Source organism: Franconibacter sp. IITDAS19, from assembly GCF_023079515.1.
GTDB classification, from domain to species: domain Bacteria; phylum Pseudomonadota; class Gammaproteobacteria; order Enterobacterales; family Enterobacteriaceae; genus Franconibacter; species Franconibacter pulveris.
Map to the genome: position 1 here is coordinate 683853 of NZ_JALJCP010000002.1, position 19407 is coordinate 703259.

Genomic DNA, 19407 nt, shown 5'->3' on the forward strand with positions numbered 1-19407 from the left:
GGCAACGCGCCTGGCCATCACCACAAGGATTATCCCATGCGTACTCGTCGTTTTACCCGGCCTGCCCTGGCGCTGGCCGTTTCGCTGGCTGTTGCCGGCCCTGCTTTACTGAGCGCCACAGCCCAGGCGCAGCCGTTAACCCTGAGCGAATTAGCAAGCGATCGCGCCATCGGCCAGCCTGAAGTGGTCGCCACCTTTCACGGCGCCATGCCTACCGGCGTGACGGTGACGCAAGAAGGCCGCATTTTTGTTAACTTCCCGCGCTGGGGCGACGACGTGCCTTTTACCGTCGCTGAAGTGAAAGGCAATCAGCTAACGGCGTATCCTAACCGCGAGATTAACCAGCCGGACGATGCCAAACCGGGCGAGCGTTTTCTGAGCGTGCAGAGCGTGGTGGCCGACGGACAGGGCCGCCTTTGGGTGCTGGATACTGCCGCCCCTGGCTTCGCCGAACCGGTGAAAGGCGGCGCAAAGCTGGTGGCTATCGATCTCAAAACCAATAAGGTAGTAAAAACCATTATCTTCCCGGCGGAGGTTATCCGTTCCACCACCTACGTTAACGACGTGCGCTTTGACTTTCGCGTCGGCGAAGCGGGCGTCGCTTATATTACCGACTCGTCGCTTTCCGGCACCGGCGGCATTATTGTGGTGGATCTCGCCACCGGCAGCGCCGTCCGACGCCTGACCGGAGACCGCTCCACGTCGCCGGAGAAAGGCTTCGTCCCGGTAGTGGAAGGCGAAACGCTGTTACAGCGCCATGCCGACGGCTCCACCGCGCCGTTCAGCGTCGCCTCAGACGGCATCGCCCTGTCGCCGGATGGCAAAACCCTCTACTACAGCCCGCTCTCCAGCCGCTATCTGTATGCGATTTCCACCGCGCTGCTGCGCGACCCGAACGTCAGCGAGGCGCAGCTCTCCGCCGCCGTGCAGGACCTGGGTGAGAAAGGAGCGTCGGACGGCCTGGAAGCCGACGCCAGCGGCGCGGTTTACGCAGGCGATTACGAGCGAAACAGCATCCGCAAGCGCGAGCCTGGCGGCGAATGGCGCACCATCGTCCACGGCCCGCAGATTTTATGGCCCGACACCCTCTCCGTCGGCCCGGACGGTTACCTTTACTTCACGGTAAACCAGTTAAACCGCCAGCCAGGCTTCCACGCCGGCAAGGATCTGCGCCAGAAACCATACGCCCTGCTGCGCGTGCGCATTAACGCCGCGCCTGCGCCAACGCGTTAACCTAAGGCGTAGAGAGAAAAAGGCCTGGCGTCGCCAGGCCTTTGCGTTTGGACTCGTTATCAGGGTTGCCTGCTTTCAAAACCGATAACAACGTCACCGCTTACCTTATCAGCGTGTAACGGAATATAGTATTTACTACGCCCTGCGATTACCCCTGAAGGAACTGCGATGTCTTCCCGCTTCGCCACCCTGCGCCGTATTCCTCGCGGCGTCTGGATAATCGGCTTTGTCAGCCTGCTGATGGATATCTCTTCAGAGATGATCCACAGCCTGCTGCCGTTATTTATGGCGACCGCGCTGGGAACGCCGGTGGTGGTTATCGGCCTGATTGAAGGGCTCGCCGAAGCCACGGCGCTGTGCGTTAAAGTCTTTTCCGGCGTGATTAGCGACTATATCGGCAAGCGTAAAGGGCTTGCCGTGCTCGGTTACGGCCTTGGCGCGGTGAGCAAACCCCTGTTTGCGCTCGCCTCCACCTCCGGGATGGTTTTCAGCGCCAGGATTATCGACCGGCTCGGCAAAGGCATTCGCGGCGCGCCGCGCGACGCCCTGGTGGCGGACGTCACGCCGCCGGATATCCGTGGCGCCGCCTACGGCCTGCGCCAGACGCTGGATACCACGGGCTCGTTTCTCGGCCCTTTGCTGGCGGTCGGGCTGATGCTGCTGTGGCATAACGATTTCCGCTCCGTCTACTGGGTGGCCGTTATCCCCGCGTTTCTCGCCGTCGGGCTGCTCTGTTTCGGGCTGCATGAGCCGCGAAAGCCTGTTGAGCACCGCAGAAGCAACCCTATTAAAAAGGAAAATCTCAAACGGCTGGGCCGCGACTGCTGGCAGGTGATAGGCCTTGGCGCCGTCTTTACCCTGGCCCGCTTTAGCGAAGCCTTTCTGGTGCTCAGAGCGCAGGAGGTGGGCATCCCGCTTGCCCTGATCCCGCTGGTGATGGTGGCGATGTATGTCGTGTTTTCCGTGACGGCCTACCCTTTTGGCCGCCTGTCCGACACGCTAAGCCACCGTCGCTTGTTGCAGCTGGGGCTGCTCGTGTTGATTGCGGCGGATATTACCCTTGCCATGAGCCAGGGCTGGCAAGGGATTATCGCAGGTGTGGCGCTGTGGGGTGTGCATATGGGCATGACGCAAGGGCTGTTCAATGCGATGGTCGCCCGCACGGCGCCTGCGGATTTACGGGGCACGGCGTTTGGCATCTTCAGCCTGCTGAGCGGCGCAGGATTATTGCTGGCAAGCCTGGGCGCCGGGCTATTATGGGATATCTGGGGCTCCGGTTCGACGTTTTACGCCGGTGCGCTGCTTTGTCTGCTTACCTTGCTGGTTACCCGCTTCGCGCCTGAAAAAAGGCCGCCTTACGGCGGCCGTAAAACTTAACGCAGATTCAACCGGGCGCTTAGCGTCTCGATCTGCGCCCGCCAGCGGGCCTGAAGCGCCGGTTTCTGATGCTTCGGCTTGCGTGCGGTATCCTCGCGAAGTTTTTCCTCAAGCGTAAGCAGCGCCGCCAGCAGCGACTCTTCATCTTCCTGCGCCGCGGCATGACGCTCTGCAACCGGCGCAGGCCGCGCGCAAGCGCCGCCCTGCTCCCCGCCTAGCCGTTCATAAACCTCCTCCAGCGCATGGCATTCGCTAAGCCTCTGCTGGTCGATAAGCCAGAACCGGTTGCAGCTTTGCTCAATCAGGCGGCGATCGTGGGTGACAAGCAGCACCGCGCCCTGGAATTCGCGAAGCGTCGCCTCCAGCTCCTCCTTGCCTTCCATATCAAGATGGTTGGTCGGCTCATCCAGCAACAGCAGTGAATACCGGCCAAGCGTCAGCCCGATGAACAGCAGGCGCGAGCGCTCGCCACCGCTCAGGGCACCCACCTTTTGCAGGTGGCGCGCATAAGGGAAACCGGCGCTGATTAACGCCCGCTTGCGCTGCTCGTCGTCAGCGGCAGAAAAACGGGCCAGGGCTTCGCTCAGGGTCTCTTCATCGTCGAGCTGCCGCTGGCTCTGATCGTAATAGCCCAGCCGCAGCCGCGGATGAAACAGCGCCTGTTCCTGCGCCTGCCAGGCGCCCCACAGATGTTGAAGCAGCGACGATTTGCCAGCGCCGTTACGCCCGACGATGGCGATGCGATCGCCGCTTTTCACCTGCAGGGGATCAAGCGTAAAAAGAACCGGCGCGTCGGCGGACGGGCGCACCGCAAGGCGCGGCAAATCCAGCAGCCGGTCGGCTTCCAGCGCTTCTCCCTGCAATCGCAGCCGCCAGCCGCTCCCTTCCGTCAACCGGGTTTGCGTCTCTTTCAGCCAGTCGGCCCGTTTTTCCATCTGCTGGGCTTTACGCGCCAGCCCTTCGTTGTCGTAATCACGCCCCCACAGCGCCATGCGCCGGGCGCTTTTCTCGATGCGTTCAATCTCCTTTTGCTCCGCCTGATGGCGCAAGGCGTCCGCCTCATCCCGCGCCTTAAGCGTTTGTCGGGCGGCGGTACAGGGCAGGCGGAAAAACTGCAGCGTTTTATCGCGCAGGATCAGCGTGCAGTTGGTGACGCTGTCGAGCAGGCGGCTGTCGTGGGAAACCAGCACCATGCTGCCGCCCCAGCTTTTCAGAAAGCGCTCCAGCCAGAGCAAGGTGGGCAGGTCGAGGTGGTTGCTCGGCTCATCCAGCAACAGCAGGTCCGGCTGGCGTAATAGCGCGCGGGCGAGCAGCAGACGGGTGTGCTGCCCGCCGCTGAGCGCCCCTGCCGTCTGTGACCAGAGCGCCGGGGAAAAGCCGATAGTCGCCAGCAGCGCTTCGCAGCGCCAGCGCTCCGCCTCGCGCTGCGCGGGCGGCAGGCGCGCCAGCAGGGCGTCCAGCAGCGAACAGGAATAGAGAGAGTCAGGCAGGGACTGCTCAACCCGCGCCAGCAGGCAGGCGTGAGACGCCGTCACGCGGCCCCGGCTGGCGGCAAGCTCGCCGCTGAGGATTTTCAACAGCGTGCTTTTGCCGCTGCCGTTATGGCCGATAAGCCCAATACGATCGCCCTTTTTAATGGCGAAGGAGATGTCATGCAGGAGTGTGCCGAAGGCGTTGTCATAGCCGACAGCATGAACAGAAAGCAGAGTGCTCATATGCTTACCCGTGATTTGCAGGCATAAGGATGCCTGTCGTCAAAATTCGCTGACGACAATCCGGTAAGCCGGAGAGAAGAACAGGTGTTGGAAAGCTTCGCTCAGGCGGGATTATCGCAGCACGATACCGGTAATGCCCGAGCGAGACCAATCACCATAGAGGTGTGAGTGAACAAACAATTCACACATCGGCATAGCATTCCTCCTTTTTATTCGTTAAGTGAATGGATTGAGCGACTATAAAGCGTCAGCCCGTGAAGCGCCAGCCCACCGTACGCCTTTCGTTGTGAAAACGTGACCGTGTCGGCACGCCAGGTTCCTGTTTCAGCCAATAAGCGTGAAGCGTTATGGCTTATGCCTTTCGGCGCCTTTTAAAACCGCGAGCACTTTTTCTTATGAAATAAACCTAAATATAATTTCCCAGTTTCGCCGCTAAATAGCTAAAGTCAGGAACTATTTTTTCGCCACGACAATATAATATCAAACGCATACTATTTGAATGCAAAGTAAATCTTTCGCTTTTTCATAACTTATTCTCATGTAATAAAAGCAGCCGTTTCGTAATAAAAAATTCATAGTTCTCTTTTATAGCAAGGCTCAGCGTTGCGATTTATCTTAATTTAGCGGTCAGTCTTGTTTAGCGAAATTAATAAAATTAGAGTGAAGCCGGAAAATTAATTCTTAAGCATTTCTTATTCACCTTATCTTCCGGTTAAAAAGGAGTACTACATGGCTATTGATATGTTCCTGAAAGTGGATGGCGTGACCGGCGAATCGAAAGATTCCAATCATAAGAACTGGCTTGACGTGCTCTCTTTTAACTGGGGCGCCTCGCAGCCGGGCAATATGGCGGTGGGCGGCGGCGGCGGCGCGGGCAAAGTCAATTTTCACGATTTAACCGTGCAGTCTATGGTAGATAAAGCCACGCCAGCCATTCTGAAATTCTGCGCCAGCGGCAAGCATGTGACTAAGGTTGAGCTTTCCATCTGCAAAGCAGGCGGCCAGCAGGTTGAGTACTCCCGCGTGGTGCTTGAGGACGTGCTTGTTACCCGCACGGAATTTACCGGCGTCGGCCATACGGACACCGTGCTGGTGAATTACCACTTCCAGGCGTCGAAAGTGAATTTCCATTACTGGGAACAGTCGAGCCAGGGGACCAAAGCCGCCGAAACGAAGTCGGGATGGGATATTAAGCAAAACAAAGAAATTTGATGCGTAAGGAGTCATTCCCGTGGCAGAAATTAATGCGATGATAAATGCCCTTCTCGCCGATCACTCTTATTTTAATACGCAACAATTGCATAGCATGGTTGCGTTTGTGAATGAGCTTGATGAAGAAACGCTTTATCAGTTCGAAAACTCTGATGAGCGCACGGTAATGTACGCTTATGAGCAGTTGGTCTTTACCGGGCGAAATAACCGCGGCAATGATATTGAAATGGGCTTGCTAAACCGGCCCGCCAATACCGCCGTACAAAATAACCGGGCTTTCTTTGAACGCTTTAATACTTCGGTTCCCTATGGCCGCGGGTATGGCGGGAATGTCTATGAAGACAGCACCAAAATTAAATATGACTACGCCAGCAAAATATTAAACGCCGTCGGCGGTCTCGCCACCATGGGGGGCGGAATCGCCGCCGCCGTGGCCGCCACCACCACCACCACGGTGCGCGCCGCGTTAACCGCAACCGGAGGCGCGGCTTCCTTAGCCGGCGGCGCGCTGGTGCTGCTACGCAACAGCCTTGCCGACAGCCAGGTGGCCAGCAACAAGCGCTTTATCGAAACGGTGAAGAAAATAGTGAAGGCGCGCAACAAGGTGAATAAGTTTTTTGAGGAGACCAACAATAAGGTGGTGAAAGATCCGGAAAAAGCGGCGACACAGTTGCAGGCGGGGCTAAGCTCCAACCCGAACCGCTTTACGCGCGGGCCGAATAACACAACGGTATTCCAGAATCTCAGCGCCGTTGAAAAGCTGGTGCAGGAAGATTTTGCCAGCCAGCATTACAACATCAAAACCAAACTGATTATCCGCAATAACGACCCGTGGTTTATCCGCCTGGAAACGCTGCGCAGCGAACCCAGAGAGTTAACCCAGATGGATATGGAAGTGTTGCAGAGCGTCGCAAGCCGCCTGTAGTCTTATTCGTAGCGGCGGCATTCCCGCGCCGCTTCCTTCTGTTTCGCCGCCCGCCAGCCCCCTTCGTCACGCAAGACGCCAACGCGCACTACACTCTTTGCGTAGTCGACTGACTGTCGGGAGGTCATTTTGCGTGCCGGAAACAAACTCCTCGCCCTGACCGGGTTTGCGCTTATCGCTGCGGCATACGGGCTGGCCCGCTTCTCCTGGGGCCTGCTGCTGCCGGCTATCATGCCGGATATTCGCTTATCGCTCTCCCTGGCGGGCACGCTCTCCTCCGCCTCCTTTGCCGCTTACTGCGTGGCGATTGTTTTCGCCTCTGTCTGCACCGCCCGCACCGGCCCCCGTCTGCCTGCGCTGCTCGCCGGGCTGTTCGCCATGGCGGGCATGGGGATAATTGCCCTGTCTCACAGCCCGGGCGGACTGATGGCGGGCGTTATCTGCGCCGGGCTCAGCACCGGGCTCGTCTCGCCGCCGATGGCGGAGGCGGTCAACCGGAAGGTCATGGAAAGCCAGCGTCCGGTCGTGAATACCCTGATTAACGCGGGCACGGGGGGAGGCATTATCTTTTCGTCGCTCGCCGTGCTGGCGCTGACCGATAACTGGCGCGTTATCTATTTTTGCTTCACGCTCGCCACCCTTATCCCCACCCTGCTGGCGCTGAAAGTCATTCCCGGCGGCGCCAGCGGCGTGAGGTTTTCGCTAAAAGCGCAGGGCGCCGCCTTTCTTTCGCCCGCCTTACGCCCTCCGCTGCGCGTGGCCTTCCTGAGCGGGATAGCCAGCGCCGCTTACTGGACCTTCGGCCCGGTGATGTTTGCGTCACTCGCCGGGATGGAAGCGCGAACGGTGACGCTGCTCTGGTTGATTACCGGCATCACCGGCTGCTTTGGGTTGCTGACGGGTTATCTGACTAACCGCTTTGGCATCAACCGCATCCACCGGATGATGCAGGCGCTGACGGCGGCGGCCTTTCTGCTGCTGATGGCCTCAACGCATAACCCGCTGCTGGTTTATCTGGCGGCAGCACTCTACGGCTTTGCCTATATCACGCTCTCGGGCGTGCTGCTGGTGAGCGGCGTCAACGCGGCGGGCGATGACCCGGCTGCGGGACTGGGGGCGGTGTTCCTGATGCTCGCCATCGGCCAGGTAGCGGGCGCGGCGGCGTTCGGCCTGCTGCTGGACAGCGCAGGCGCCGTCATCGCGCTGTGGATTTTCAGCGGCGTCGCGCTGCTGGCGATGCTGCTGCCCGCCACGCAAACGCAGCGTCAGCGCGTTGTAGACGCAGAGTTTAAGTAACGGCTTTATAATGGCGGGTTTACGGCTTAACAGGGTTATCCCATGAAACTTTTGTCGCTTCGCGTTCTCATCCCGCTTGTCGCTGTCGCCCTGCTGCTGGTCTGGTGGCTGCGCCCGCACTACAGCGATGAGGAGAAGGCTTACTACGCCGCGGTGTTCTGTTCGGTTAACAAAGCCGGCACCGGCGCGCCCCTTTCGCAAATGGAGCAGGTTATCGAAGGCGGCAATACCGATTATGCGCTGCAAAAAACGCACTTTTCCCCGTCGCTGGCGAAAGCCGTTATTCACCGCTGGGCGCAGTTAAGCGAAGAGGAGAAGCAGCGCGCGCGGCAGAACCCCGCCGCCTGCGCCCCGTTGCTGACCGCCGCAATGCAGCGCTAGTTACACCGCAGGCAGCAGCGCCAGCGACGCTTTCATCTCCCGCGCCTCTTCCCCCGGGCTTCGCCCGAACAGACGGCGGAACTCGCGGTTAAACTGCGAAGGGCTTTCATAGCCGACTTTGAAAGCGGCGGACGCGGCGCTGAGATCGTCGCGGATCATCAGCAGCCGTGCCTGGTTCAGACGCACGGATTTAATGTACTGCAGCGGCGTGGTGCGCGTGACGGCCCTGAACTGCCGGTGAAAAACCGGCACGCTGAGCCCCGCTTCGCTTGCAAGCTCGCTGATGTTAAAGGGCTGCGAGTAATCGTCATGTATGCGCAACAGAACCTGGGAAATGGAGGCGAAATGTCCCTGGCTTGCCAGCGCCGCTTTGATTGCGCCGCCGCGCTCCCCCACCAGCACCCGGTAGTAAAGCTCGCGCACCACCTGCGGCCCGAGGATGCGCGCCTCCTGCGGTGAGGAAAGCACGCGCAGCAGGCGCAGGGTGGTGTCGGTCAGGCTCTCATCCAGCGGCGTGGAGATGATGCCTTCCGGCGCCTCGTGGTAGCTCGCCTGGGCGTGACCAAGCGACATCACCAGCTCTGAAAGCACAGTCATATCCAGCGAAACCGCAACACCCAGCAGCGGCGCCTGAGGGCTGCCTTCCGTCTCGGTGGAAAACGGCAGCGGGACGGAAAGCACCAGGTAATGCTGCGGGTTGTAATGGTAGACTTTGTCCGCCAGATAGCCCCGCTTCGCCCCCTGACAGACAATCACGATGCAGGGTTCATAAACCACCGGCGTGCGGCCCAGCGGGCGGTCTGAGCGCATAAATCGCACGCAATCCAGCAACGAGCGTGTGTACCCCTCCTGCGGCGCCAGTTTTTCCAGCAGCGCGATCATTTCGTTCATTCGGCACCCTCCTCTGTGGCGTGAGTTATGAATGTGCAACAACTTTGCCGCTCTGCGCCCGAAAGGGGAAGCCCCCCGATAGGATCAGGCAATCATGCGATAAGAATGGCGCTTTTTTATCCGCTGCGCACGCTTTAGCATCGTTCATGAACTATCCCACTCAGCTATGGAGATAAAACGATGCAAACGTCAAAAGTTATTCTGCTCACCGGCGCCAGCAGCGGTATCGGCGAAGCGACGGCTCGCCTGCTCGCCCGCGAAGGTCATCAGTTAATTATCGGCGCCCGCCGTACGGATCGCTTACAGGCGCTGAGCCAGGAGTTCAGCAATATCGACTATCTGGCAGTGGACGTGACCCGACCTGAAGATCTGCAAAAAATGGCGCAGCACGCGCTCACGCAGTATGGCCGCATCGACGTGCTGGTTAATAACGCCGGGATTATGCCGCTTTCGCCGCTTTCAGCCCTCAAAACCGATGAGTGGAACCAGACGCTGGATGTCAACGTTCGCGGCGTGCTGCACGGCATCGCCGCCGTGCTCCCCGTCATGGAGCAGCAAAAGCAGGGGCAGATTATCAGCGTCGCGTCGATAGGCGCGCACCTGGTCTGGCCTTCCTGCGCCGTCTATTGCGCCAGTAAATTCGCCGTTCGCGCCATTATGGACGGGCTGCGCCAGGAGACCGATACCGTTCGCGTCACGGTGGTAAGCCCGGGCGTGGTGGAATCTGAGCTGGCGGACCACATTACCGATACTTCCGCACGGGAAGCGATGGTGGATTTCCGCCGCGTCGCGCTGCCTGCCGAGGCCATTGCAAAAGCGATAGGCTGGGCCATCGCGCAGCCCGATGGCGTCGACGTTAGCGAAATCATCGTGCGCCCTACCGCCAGCCCTTACTGAGCCTTCAGCTCGCCTCCGGGGACCACGCCCCGGAGGGCTTTTCCTGCGCCTTAATTTGACGCCCGCGCGCCTGGCAACAACACTTCCAGTTTGGTCTTTTCGCCCACCGGGCGTCAGGTTTACTGGAGTCGTTATGAAAAAAACCGTTGTTGTCGCCGGCGCCGTAGGCGTAATTGGGCGCGGCGTGCTGGCCCATTTTGAAGAGCAGGATGTGGAGCTGGTCGCGCTTTCGCGCAGCCAGCCCGATTTTCCCACCCGCGCAAGACACCTGCCGGTCGATCTCACCGACAGACATGCCTGCGAAGCGATGCTCGCCCAGGTACCGGAAGCCACCCACCTGGTTTTCGCCGCTTACCAGGAGAAACCCACCCCCGCCGAACTGGTGGAAACCAACCTGCTGATGCTGAAAAACCTGGTGGAGGTGCTGGAAGCGAAAGCGCCGCATTTGAATCACGTGACGTTGATGCAGGGCGGGAAAGCCTATGGCGCGCATATTGGCGCCTTCCCGTCGCCGGCGAAAGAGAGCGACCCGCGTCATATGCCGCCGAACTTCTATTACGATCAGGAAGATTTTCTGCGCGAACGCGCTGTCGGCAAAGCCTGGTCATGGACCGCGCTGCGCCCGGAGGCGGTCATCGGCATGGCGGTGGGCAACCCGATGAACCTGCTGATGGTGATTGCCGTCTACGGAACGCTGGCGAAGGCGCTGGGCGTGCCGATGTCCTTCCCCGGCCCGCGCGAAGCATACGATGTGCTCTACCAGGTCACCGACACGCGCATTCTCGCCAGCGCCATCGACTGGGCGGGCGAGAACGAGGCCTGCCGGGGCGAAGTGTTTAATATCACCAACGGCGACTATTTCCGCTGGTCGCGCGTCTGGCCGCGCATCGCCGCCTTTTTTGACGTGCCGGTCGGCGAGCCGTTCCCTCTCTCCCTTGAGCAGATGATGGCGGACAAAGGGCCTTTGTGGGAGCAACTTACCCGGACGCACGGGCTACAACCTTACCCTTACGAAAAAGTAGTCTCCTGGCGGTTCGGGGATTTCATTCTGAAAACCACCTTCGACAATATCACCAGCACCATTAAAGCGCGCCAGCACGGCTTCGCTGACTGCATCGACAGCGAAGAGATGTTTATCGACCGGCTGCAGGCGCTGCGCGAACAACGCTATATTCCGTAAAACCTGAAGAGGCGGGAGGCCGCCTCGCTTTCTCGCCTGAATCACTCTTCGCGCCCTGTGACGCCCTGAAGTGAGAAGCGCGCAGCACCTTCCCCCTTTGCGGCACACTACACTAGCCTGTGGAGGCTGAAGCCCGTCCGTACTCTCCATTTCGCTCCCGACCACGGGAAAAGGCGTGAAGCATGACTCTCGATCTTACTCACTTTACCCCGCTGCAGAGCTTTTTCGGCGGGATGCTCATCGGCGCCGCCGCATGGCTGCTGATTCTCTTCTGCGGCCGGGTGGCCGGCATAAGCGGCATCCTCGGCGGGCTTCTTTCCACCGCCGCGCCCGATAAGCGCTGGCGAGTCGCCTTTTTGCTGGGACTGGCGGCCTCACCCTGGCTTTACCGCCTCTTTACAACCCTGCCGGAAACCCGCATCGACGCGGGCTGGCCGCTGATAATTCTGGCGGGCCTGCTGGTCGGCGTCGGCACGCGTTACGGCGCCGGCTGCACCAGCGGCCACGGCGTGTGCGGCCTTTCCCGGCTCTCGCCACGTTCGCTGGTCGCCACCCTGGCGTTTACCGCCGTGGCGTTCCTCACTGTCTGGCTGCTCGGCAGCGGGCGTTGAAGGAGAACACCATGAATGCGCTCTTTGCGTTGCTTGCCGGTTTGCTGTTTGGCATTGGGCTGCTCGTTAGCGGCCTGGCCAACCCGGCTAAGGTGCTCGGTTTTCTTGATATCACCCGGCTGTGGGACCCTTCGCTGGCGTTTGTCATGGGCGGCGCCATCAGCGTGGCCTTTTTCGCCTTTCGCATGGCGAAAAAGCGCGTGCGCCCGGTTTTTGGCGACGAAATGCATATCCCTGCAACACGGCGTATTGATGGCCGGTTGCTCGGCGGCGGGGTGCTGTTTGGCGTGGGCTGGGGCCTGGCGGGGATCTGCCCTGGACCGGGCCTGGTGCTGATGGGGCTCGGCGAGGTTAAAGGCATCGCGTTCGTCGCCGCGATGGTGGCGGGCATGCTGATCTTCGAAGGGCTGGAGAAGGCGCGCGGGCGAAACTGATCAGGCTTTCTCCAGTATCGTGAGCAGCACGCCGTAGATCAGCAGATGCCCGGCATAGGCATAGTAGAAAAACTGCCGCGGCAGAAAGCGCGGCGACCCTTCCGGCCTGAGCCTCGCGGCCAGATACAGCCCGGCGAAAGGCAAGACTAATGTAGGCAGAATGTAATACGTCAGCGTATCGAGCGGTTGCTGCGCAACACGGTACATGCCGTTTAACATCAACATCGCGACGACGGCGCCAGTCAGACCGAGCGCGCGCCAGCGCTGCAGTTTCGGCGAGAAGAGCACCGCCAGCGAGAGGGTCAGGATAATCCCCTGCGGCCCGTAGCTGGCGAAATTAAGCGGCCAGACGAGCAGGCACAGCAGCACCGTCCCCGCCGCCACGCCCCGCTGCTGGTAGCGGTATGCCCAGGCGAAGAGCTGCGTTACGCCTGCGAAAACAAACAGAATATTCAGCGCATACCCGTAGTGGATTTCACGAAACGCCAGCCAGAAAACCGGCTGGGTGATGAACGACCAGAGCCACAGCCGATTCGCCCGCGCCTGCAAACGCGACGGCTGGCGGTGAAGGTTTAATGCCCAGATTAGCGCAAACAGCGGGAAAGCCATGCGCCCGAAGGCGAACAGCTCAGGCCTGGAGGGAGAGAGAAAAATGGTGTTGGCGTGGTCGATAATCATGGCCAGCAGCGCCAGCAGCTTAGCCATATCGATAGCGCCGGGGCTGAGCTTCAGTGACAGCGGATCGTTCATCATCGCTTTTTTATTCCCTGAAAGACCGCTAATCGGTAAAGGCCGTTCGCTAACAAAGGGTTGCAAGCGATCAGTGTAGCTCATCGGCTCCGCGCCGCCTTTCTTTCCCTCTTCAGCCCATAAAAAAACCCCCGGCGCAGGGCGACGGGGGTTTTTGTCAGGCTTTACTTACAGCGCCATGTCATGCTGGGCAGGCGCTTGCTCGGCTTGCGCCGGTTTTGCCTGCGGCATGGACGGCTGCGCCTCTTTCATCTGAATCACCGGCGGCTTGGTCAGCTGCAGCGTAGCGGCGGTTTCATCCCAGACCTGCTGAGTGAGCGCCACATTGCCGTTCAGCTTCTGGCCGTAGGTCGGTACGATTTCACGCAGCTTGCTCTGCCATTCGGCGGACTTGTACTGCTCCGGGAAGAGCTGCTTGATAACGTTCAGTGAGATAGGCGCCGCGGTGGATGCGCCCGGAGAAGCGCCCAACAGCGCCGCCACGGTTTTCTGCTCATCGGTCACGATTTCGGTGCCAAGTTTCAGCACGCCGCCTTTCTCGGGATCTTTCTTGATGATCTGCACGCGCTGGCCAGCCTGGATCAGTTTCCAGTCTTCTTTACGCGCGGACGGATAGTACTCTTTCAGCGCGTCGAAGCGGTCTTCGTCGCTTAACATCACCTGACCAATCAGGTATTTCACCAGATCGAAGTTATCCAGGCCGACATCGGTCATCGGGATAACGTTTTTGGTGGTGGTGGTGCTCAGCAGGTCGAAGAATGAACCGTTTTTCAGGAACTTGGTGGAGAAGGTCGCGAACGGCCCAAACAGCACGACGCGCTTGCCGTCAAGGAAACGGGCGTCCAGGTGCGGTACCGACATCGGCGGCGCGCCTACGGACGCCTGGCCATACACTTTCTCGCCGTGCTGACGGGCGATTTCCGGGTTTTCGCTCACGAGGAACGAACCGCCCACCGGGAAGCCGGCGTAGTTATCCGCTTCCGGAATGCCGGTTTTCTGCAGCAGCTTCAGCGCCCCGCCGCCTGCACCGATAAACACGTACTTCGCGTCTACCGCACGCTCATCGCCGCTTTTCACATCGGTGATGGTGACATGCCAGGAGTTGTCGTCGTTGCGTTTGAAGTCCGTGACTTCAGAGGAGGTTTCCAGCTTGAAGTTGTTCTGCTTCTTCAGGCTGCCCACCAGCTGACGGGTTATCTCGCCGTAGTTGACGTCGGTGCCGACCGGTGTCCAGGTGGCGGCGACTTTCTGCTTCGGATCGCGGCCTTCAATAATCAGCGGCGCCCATTTTTTGATCTGGTTTTGATCGGTGGAGAACTCCATCCCCTGGAACAGCGTAGTCTGCTGCAGCGCTTTATAACGCTTCGCCAGGTAATCTACGTTATCGCCCCAGACAAAGCTCATGTGCGGCGTGGAGTTGATAAAGGAGTGCGGGTCATGCAGCACGCCGCGTTTCACCTGGGTGGACCAGAACTGGCGAGAGATCATAAACGCTTCGTTGATCTCCAGCGCTTTGCTCACGTCGATGGTGCCGTCCGGACGCTCCGGCGTGTAGTTCAGCTCCATGTTGGCGGAGTGGCCCGTACCGGCGTTGTTCCAGCCATTAGAGGACTCCAGCGCAACGCCGTCGAGTTTCTCAACCATTATCTGTTTCCAGTCAGGCTGAATTTCCTGTAACACGGTGCCCAGAGACGCGCTCATGATGCCGCCGCCGATTAACAGCACATCGGTTTTTTCCGTGGTGTTTTCTGCGTAAGCATTTGAAGCAACAAGTACTGCAAGAAGGGATAAAGCAGGAACAATCTGTTTATGTTGTGGCATTTGCGTAAAAATCATCAACTACATTTGAAAAATTAGGCAATTATTTTAACAGGTAAATTAACAATTGAAAGTCATTTTCAACAAAATGTTAACAGCCCTACTTTATATACGTGTTTATGCGACAACACAGGGTGCCGCCCCCTTCCCGACCGGGCGAAGCGGAGATTGTTTCCGCCTTTAAATGCAAGTTATGGTACAAAGTATCATTCTCTCAAACGCTGACTGATACTGCATATGGCCTACTCCATTGACATCATCTCCTGCATTACCGACCGCTTTGTGGAACTGACCGCCACCGAGAAGCGCATCGCCCAGTTTATCCTTGACGACATCGCCGCCGCGGCGGACCTGCCCATCGCCGAACTGGCGCGGCTGACCGGCACCAGCCAGGCATCAGTCACCCGCTTCGCCCGCGCCCTGGGCTGCAAGGATGTGCGCGAGCTGAAAATCAAGCTGGCGCAGTCGCTCGCCGTGGGGCAGCGCTTTATCCTGGAAGTGCCGGACCTGGAAGGCGTGCAGGGCATTTATGAATCGATAATCAGCGTGCTGGAGACCAATCGCCGGGCGCTTAACAGCGAGTCGCTTAACACCGCAGTCAGCTGGCTTAGCCAGGCGCGACAAATTCTCGCCATCGGTATGGGCGGCGGCTCCACTATCTGTTCTCAGGAGTTACAGCATCGCCTGTTTCGTCTGGGACTGCCGGTGGTCAGCCAGAATGACGGCCTGCTGGTGCGCATGATGTGCTCGGCGGTGACGCCAAAGGATGTGGTGCTGGCGCTCTCCATTGGCGGGTTCACGCCAGAGATAACCGAAAGCGCAGCGATAGCCCGCCAGTACGGCGCGAAAGTCATCGCCATTACCCCGCTTGAAACGCCGCTTGCCGAACAGGCGGACCTGGTGCTGCCGCTGCTGGTGCGGGAGAACGACTACATCTACAAGCCCAGCACCTCGCGCTATGCGATGCTGGCGATGGTGGATGTGCTCGCCACCGAACTGGCGATGGCGAATAAGGCGCAAACGAAAGACCGCCTGCGCCGCATCAAGCTTGCCCTCGACAGCCACCGCGGCGGCGTGGACCGCCAGCCGCTGGGGGACTAGGGAGTGGCGATACGCGCTCGCCAGGCGTTTTTCACGCTTACCCCTGGGACGCCTTGCGTTTGCCAATCGGCAGCGGCGGCGCCTCCGGCTGGCTTTCGCGCTCGCGGGTTATCATCTCCAGCGCCTCTTCGCGGCTAAGGGCGCTCGCAGGCGTCACCAGCGTGACGACCACGCCGCAGACGAGGCTCGTCAGCACGGAAGGCAGACACGGGTTGCCCCAGAAAGCGAGCCAGCTGTCGTTCATCAACACCACCGTTGACGCCCCAGCCCCGCCCGCCAGCGCCGCCAGCGCGCCCTGCCAGTTAAAGCGCGTCCAGAAGCGGCCCAGAATCGAGCAGATAAACATTCCTGACATGATCATCGATATCATCTTGGTGATGTAGCTAATGATGTCATTCGAGGTCATTGCAAAGAGCAGCGCCAGCGCGATAACCAGCACGAGGAAAATACGCGACAGGCGAATGGCTTTCTCCGGGGCAGGCATATGGCCCGTTATCATCGTGTAGAGGTCGCGCAGAATAATCGACACCCCGGCGATGGCGTCTGAGCTGCCGGAGGACATGTTGGCCGACATCCCGGCAATCAGCACCGCCATCGCCAGCGCAGGCGGCAACACCTGGGTGGCGAACAGGAAGGCGAACCCGCTGTTGTCCAGATGATCATTCATCGTCCAGACCGCCATGCCGATAATGGCCGGCAGGAAGGAAAACAGCAGATAGAGCAGCCCGGTGATGGTGAAGGACTGGCGCACTGAAGAGACGGTTTTGGCGGAGTAGATGCGCTGGCGATAAGAAGGCGTCGCCAGTACGCCCACGCCAATCACCATGGCGAGCGAGAAGGCCGGTAAAAACCCAAGTTTGTCTACCGCGAAGAGGCTTTGCGCCGCCGGGTCGACCGCCTGCTGGATGTTGGCCCAGCCGCCCACATGCTGCACTGCCAGCACCGCCATTAAAATAAAGCCGACGAACAAGACAACGGACTGGATAGTATCTATCCAGACCACGGCGGAATAGCCGCCAATGCCGACATACACCACAAACGCCAGCGCAATAATAATTTTGGCGACATTAATATCTATTCCACTTGCCCAGGCGAGATATAAACCGCCGCCGAGAATATGCGCTCCCAGCCAGCCAATAGAGGCGATAAATATTAATACCGCCACGAGGTTTTTAATTATTTTGCTGCCGCCGGTGTAATAAGAAATCTCTTCGCTCATGGTCATAAAGCGTAATTTACGCACCGGCGCAAATAACCACGCCACCAGCAATATCCCTGCCGCGCCGCCAAGACCGTAAAGCATGCCCGCCCAGCCGTTGGTGTAGCCAAAGCCCACCGCGCCGACGCTCGAACCGGTGCCCACCATCGTGCCGACGGTGGAGCCGAGGGTTAAAATCATCGGCAATGAGCGCCCGCCCAGCAGAAAGTCATCGCCATTTTTCTGATGCCGCGAAACATACCAGCCAAGCGTTATCATGGCGCAGGCGTATACGGTAAACCAAACCAGAAATGACATATTATTCATTGCTCACGTCCAGACAGTATAAATACTTTCGCCCGCGCGAAGAGTATAGGTTGAAAGAAACGGCCGCCCGGAAAACGGCGCAGGGAAGCCGGATACAGGCGGAATAAAATCCGCCTGACGTACGCATCATTTTTTATCGGGTCGTTCTGTTATTTGGCGCGCGCTGCGTTATAGCAGGTCACGTCGACTTCCACTTTGCAGTCCACCACCAGATCCGCCACGCAGCAGATGCGGGCAGGCGGATGGTCGCCGAAAAATTCTTTAAACACTTTATTAAAAGAGGTGAAATAGCGGGCGTCGGTCAGGATCACCTTCACGTGCACCACGTCCGCAAGCGTAAAGCCCGCTTCGGTCATAATCTCCACGCAGTTCTGGATAGCCAGCCGGGACTGCTCGACGATGCCTCCTTCCACCACTTCGCCGTTTTTCATTGGCGTTTGACCCGAGACATAGAGCCAGCCGCCCGCCTCCACGGCGCGGGCGAAGGGCAGATGCTGCCCGCCGGTGCCGGTGCCGCCTTCGGTTCCATAACGTTTAATGCTCATACTTGCTCCTTAGCGTTTTGACGACGCAGGAAACGCCCCGCCCGTCCGATAACTTTTTTATCCTGCCCGTAACTCATCACGCCATTGACCATCACCGCCTCGATGCCCGCCGCGGGCTGCTTCGGGTCAGCGAAGCTTGCGACATCGCGCACCGTCTCCGGGTCGAAGAGCACCAGGTCGGCAAAATAGCCCGTTTTAATCAGCCCGCGCTGCGGCAACTGGAAGCGCGCCGCCGACAGGCCGGTCATTTTGTGTATGGCCGTCGTCAGCGGAAAAAGCTGTTCATCGCGGCAGTAGTGCCCGAGCACCCGGGGAAACGCGCCCCACAGGCGCGGGTGCGGCATCGGGTCGTTTGGCAAACCGTCGGAACCTATCATCGTGACCGGGTATTGCATCACCCGGCGCACATCCTGCTCGTCCATGTTGTAGTAGATAGCGCCGGCGGGCATTAGCCGTTTCGCCGCCTCCGGCAGGCTGACGCCCCACGCGGCGGCTATCTGGCTGAGCGTTTTGCCCGCCTGCTCCGGCTCAGGTTGCGACCAGGTAATAACGATGTCGAACTCATCCGTAACCTGTTTTAAATCCAGCGTTGAGGAGCTCGCGGAATAGGGATAACAGTCGCAGGCGATCTCCTGGCGCTTGCGCATCGCATCAAAGAAAGCCAGCGTCTCGCGGGTGCGCCCCCAGTTTTTCGCGCCAGCGCATTTGTGGTGCGACACCACAACCGGCACGTTGCCGTGGCGGCCGATGCGGAACGCTTCGTCAAGCGCCTCCAGAATCGGCTCAAACTCCGAACGCAGATGGGTGGTGTAGATGCCGTTTTCCGCCGCCAGCTCTTCCGCCAGCGCCATCACCTCTTCCGTGGGCGCGTTAAACGCCGTCGCGTAAGCCAGCCCGGTGCTCAGGCCTAGCGCCCCCTGTTGCAGCGCGTGGCGAAGCTGTTGGCGCATTTGCGCTATCTCCTGCGGCGCGGCGGCGCGGAACAGAGAGTCCATGTGGTTGTTGCGAAGCGTGGTGTGGCCGATAAGCGTGCCAACGTTAATGGCAGGACGGGCCGCTTCCAGCGCGTGGGCGTAAGCATCCACCGTTGGGTAAACGAACTGCGCTTTCTCCCCCAGCAGATTCATGGGATCCGGCACCTCGCCCGGGATGGTGGCGGAGGCAGCGCTAATGCCGCAGTTGCCGACAATCACGGTGGTGATCCCCTGGCTGATTTTCGGCAGGTAGTCGGGCATGCGGATAACGTTGATGTCATCGTGCGTATGCACATCGATAAAACCGGGCGCCAGCACCCGCCCTGCTGCGTCTATCACCTGCTCTGCCTGCGCCGTAATGGCAGGCGCGATTTCCACAATTTTGTCGCCGCTTACCGCCACGTCCGCGTGGTATTGCGGCCCGCCGCTGCCATCGATGACAGTGACGTTTTTAAATAGCCAGTCAACCTTCATAGCCTCTCGCTCCCTTTTTGCTCTGGTCACAAGTTAAGCATTTACAAGCTGAAAAAACAGTGGAAAAC

The 19407-nt window shown here is 59.3% G+C and carries 19 protein-coding genes; 11 read left to right on the forward strand and 8 right to left on the reverse strand.

From position 1 onward, the window contains the following. The first annotated feature begins 36 nt into the window (after positions 1-36). Together MT962_RS09100 and MT962_RS09105 are read left to right on the forward strand one after the other, a co-directional pair. Positions 37-1233, forward strand: coding sequence for a major royal jelly family protein (locus MT962_RS09100; protein WP_247365438.1), 1197 nt, complete (start codon positions 37-39; stop codon positions 1231-1233). A gap of 168 nt (positions 1234-1401) precedes the next feature. Next, positions 1402-2610 (forward strand): MFS transporter, encoded by a 1209-nt coding sequence (locus MT962_RS09105; protein WP_247365440.1) that lies wholly within the window; start codon positions 1402-1404, stop codon positions 2608-2610. Here MT962_RS09105 and MT962_RS09110 read toward each other — a convergent pair. Beyond that, entirely contained in the window at positions 2607-4325 is a 1719-nt protein-coding gene (locus MT962_RS09110) for an ATP-binding cassette domain-containing protein (RefSeq protein ID WP_247365442.1), read from the reverse strand. The two genes, MT962_RS09105 and MT962_RS09110, sit on opposite strands and share 4 nt — an antisense overlap. A 729-nt stretch (positions 4326-5054) precedes the next feature. Between MT962_RS09110 and MT962_RS09115 the strand changes: the two genes are divergently transcribed. Both MT962_RS09115 and MT962_RS09120 read left to right on the forward strand, forming a co-directional pair. Continuing rightward, positions 5055-5537, forward strand: a complete 483-nt coding sequence (locus MT962_RS09115) for a type VI secretion system tube protein Hcp (RefSeq protein ID WP_024557940.1) — start codon at positions 5055-5057, stop codon at positions 5535-5537. A gap of 19 nt (positions 5538-5556) precedes the next feature. Further along, on the forward strand, positions 5557-6462 hold the full coding sequence (locus tag MT962_RS09120; RefSeq protein WP_188723680.1) for a hypothetical protein: 906 nt from the start codon (positions 5557-5559) through the stop codon (positions 6460-6462). A gap of 2 nt (positions 6463-6464) precedes the next feature. On the opposite strand, the gene MT962_RS22230 is transcribed toward MT962_RS09120, so the two are convergent. Continuing rightward, on the reverse strand, positions 6465-6590 hold the full coding sequence (locus MT962_RS22230; protein WP_268743933.1) for a hypothetical protein: 126 nt from the start codon (positions 6588-6590) through the stop codon (positions 6465-6467). 1 nt (position 6591) lies between these two features. Here MT962_RS22230 and MT962_RS09125 point away from each other — a divergent pair, with 1 nt between their 5' ends. Beyond that, positions 6592-7758 carry an MFS transporter gene (locus tag MT962_RS09125; protein ID WP_247365443.1) on the forward strand — a complete coding sequence of 389 codons (1167 nt, stop codon included), beginning with the start codon at positions 6592-6594 and terminating at the stop codon, positions 7756-7758. Between the two features lie 42 nt (positions 7759-7800). Beyond that, positions 7801-8139: a hypothetical protein gene (locus MT962_RS09130; RefSeq protein ID WP_024558218.1), complete on the forward strand. Its 339-nt coding sequence runs from the start codon at positions 7801-7803 to the stop codon at positions 8137-8139. Here the strand turns inward: MT962_RS09130 and MT962_RS09135 are convergent, their stop codons facing one another. After that, the gene (locus tag MT962_RS09135; RefSeq protein WP_024558217.1) at positions 8140-9030 is read right to left on the reverse strand and encodes an AraC family transcriptional regulator; all 891 of its coding nucleotides are present in this window, start codon (positions 9028-9030) and stop codon (positions 8140-8142) included. Positions 9031-9210: 180 nt separating this feature from the next. Here MT962_RS09135 and MT962_RS09140 point away from each other — a divergent pair, with 180 nt between their 5' ends. From MT962_RS09140 to MT962_RS09155, 4 genes are all read left to right on the forward strand, one after another. Further along, on the forward strand, positions 9211-9927 hold the full coding sequence (locus MT962_RS09140; protein ID WP_024558216.1) for an SDR family oxidoreductase: 717 nt from the start codon (positions 9211-9213) through the stop codon (positions 9925-9927). A 133-nt stretch (positions 9928-10060) separates the two neighbouring features. After that, a complete protein-coding gene (locus MT962_RS09145) occupies positions 10061-11107 on the forward strand; it encodes an SDR family oxidoreductase (protein ID WP_247365446.1) in 1047 nt (348 codons plus the stop codon). A 182-nt stretch (positions 11108-11289) separates the two neighbouring features. After that, on the forward strand, positions 11290-11718 hold the full coding sequence (locus tag MT962_RS09150; protein WP_024561547.1) for a YeeE/YedE family protein: 429 nt from the start codon (positions 11290-11292) through the stop codon (positions 11716-11718). Between the two features lie 11 nt (positions 11719-11729). Then, positions 11730-12152, forward strand: coding sequence for a DUF6691 family protein (locus MT962_RS09155; protein ID WP_024558213.1), 423 nt, complete (start codon positions 11730-11732; stop codon positions 12150-12152). Here MT962_RS09155 and MT962_RS09160 read toward each other — a convergent pair whose 3' ends face one another. Beyond that, entirely contained in the window at positions 12153-12986 is an 834-nt protein-coding gene (locus MT962_RS09160) for a TraX family protein (RefSeq protein ID WP_247365447.1), read from the reverse strand. Positions 12987-13070: 84 nt separating this feature from the next. Continuing rightward, positions 13071-14723, reverse strand: coding sequence for a malate dehydrogenase (quinone) (mqo, locus tag MT962_RS09165; protein ID WP_247365448.1), 1653 nt, complete (start codon positions 14721-14723; stop codon positions 13071-13073). A 234-nt stretch (positions 14724-14957) separates the two neighbouring features. On the opposite strand from mqo, the gene MT962_RS09170 reads away from it, so the two are divergent. After that, positions 14958-15821 (forward strand): MurR/RpiR family transcriptional regulator, encoded by an 864-nt coding sequence (locus MT962_RS09170; RefSeq protein WP_024561544.1) that lies wholly within the window; start codon positions 14958-14960, stop codon positions 15819-15821. Positions 15822-15858: 37 nt separating this feature from the next. Here MT962_RS09170 and MT962_RS09175 read toward each other — a convergent pair whose 3' ends face one another. The 3 genes from MT962_RS09175 to MT962_RS09185 form a co-directional block, all read right to left on the reverse strand. Continuing rightward, positions 15859-17346 (reverse strand): sodium:solute symporter family protein, encoded by a 1488-nt coding sequence (locus tag MT962_RS09175; RefSeq protein WP_024555695.1) that lies wholly within the window; start codon positions 17344-17346, stop codon positions 15859-15861. 149 nt (positions 17347-17495) lie between these two features. Beyond that, positions 17496-17891: a RidA family protein gene (locus MT962_RS09180; protein ID WP_024561543.1), complete on the reverse strand. Its 396-nt coding sequence runs from the start codon at positions 17889-17891 to the stop codon at positions 17496-17498. Beyond that, positions 17888-19339, reverse strand: a complete 1452-nt coding sequence (locus MT962_RS09185; protein WP_247365449.1) for a D-aminoacylase — start codon at positions 19337-19339, stop codon at positions 17888-17890. Before MT962_RS09185 ends, MT962_RS09180 begins: the two co-directional genes overlap by 4 nt. Between the last annotated feature and the right edge of the window lie 68 nt (positions 19340-19407).

Excerpts from the sequence above, each read along its gene's own strand:
- MT962_RS09100 (WP_247365438.1), top strand. The coding sequence starts at position 37 with ATGCGTACTCGTCGTTTTACCCGGCCTGCCCTGGCGCTGGCCGTTTCG.
- MT962_RS09105 (WP_247365440.1), top strand. The coding sequence starts at position 1,402 with ATGTCTTCCCGCTTCGCCACCCTGCGCCGTATTCCTCGCGGCGTCTGG.
- MT962_RS09110 (WP_247365442.1), bottom strand. The coding sequence starts at position 4,325 with ATGAGCACTCTGCTTTCTGTTCATGCTGTCGGCTATGACAACGCCTTC.
- MT962_RS09115 (WP_024557940.1), top strand. The coding sequence starts at position 5,055 with ATGGCTATTGATATGTTCCTGAAAGTGGATGGCGTGACCGGCGAATCG.
- MT962_RS22230 (WP_268743933.1), bottom strand. The coding sequence starts at position 6,590 with ATGACCTCCCGACAGTCAGTCGACTACGCAAAGAGTGTAGTGCGCGTT.
- MT962_RS09130 (WP_024558218.1), top strand. The coding sequence starts at position 7,801 with ATGAAACTTTTGTCGCTTCGCGTTCTCATCCCGCTTGTCGCTGTCGCC.
- MT962_RS09135 (WP_024558217.1), bottom strand. The coding sequence starts at position 9,030 with ATGAACGAAATGATCGCGCTGCTGGAAAAACTGGCGCCGCAGGAGGGG.
- MT962_RS09140 (WP_024558216.1), top strand. The coding sequence starts at position 9,211 with ATGCAAACGTCAAAAGTTATTCTGCTCACCGGCGCCAGCAGCGGTATC.
- MT962_RS09145 (WP_247365446.1), top strand. The coding sequence starts at position 10,061 with ATGAAAAAAACCGTTGTTGTCGCCGGCGCCGTAGGCGTAATTGGGCGC.
- MT962_RS09150 (WP_024561547.1), top strand. The coding sequence starts at position 11,290 with ATGACTCTCGATCTTACTCACTTTACCCCGCTGCAGAGCTTTTTCGGC.
- MT962_RS09155 (WP_024558213.1), top strand. The coding sequence starts at position 11,730 with ATGAATGCGCTCTTTGCGTTGCTTGCCGGTTTGCTGTTTGGCATTGGG.
- MT962_RS09160 (WP_247365447.1), bottom strand. The coding sequence starts at position 12,986 with ATGAGCTACACTGATCGCTTGCAACCCTTTGTTAGCGAACGGCCTTTA.
- mqo (WP_247365448.1), bottom strand. The coding sequence starts at position 14,723 with ATGCCACAACATAAACAGATTGTTCCTGCTTTATCCCTTCTTGCAGTA.
- MT962_RS09170 (WP_024561544.1), top strand. The coding sequence starts at position 14,958 with ATGGCCTACTCCATTGACATCATCTCCTGCATTACCGACCGCTTTGTG.
- MT962_RS09175 (WP_024555695.1), bottom strand. The coding sequence starts at position 17,346 with ATGAATAATATGTCATTTCTGGTTTGGTTTACCGTATACGCCTGCGCC.
- MT962_RS09180 (WP_024561543.1), bottom strand. The coding sequence starts at position 17,891 with ATGAGCATTAAACGTTATGGAACCGAAGGCGGCACCGGCACCGGCGGG.
- MT962_RS09185 (WP_247365449.1), bottom strand. The coding sequence starts at position 19,339 with ATGAAGGTTGACTGGCTATTTAAAAACGTCACTGTCATCGATGGCAGC.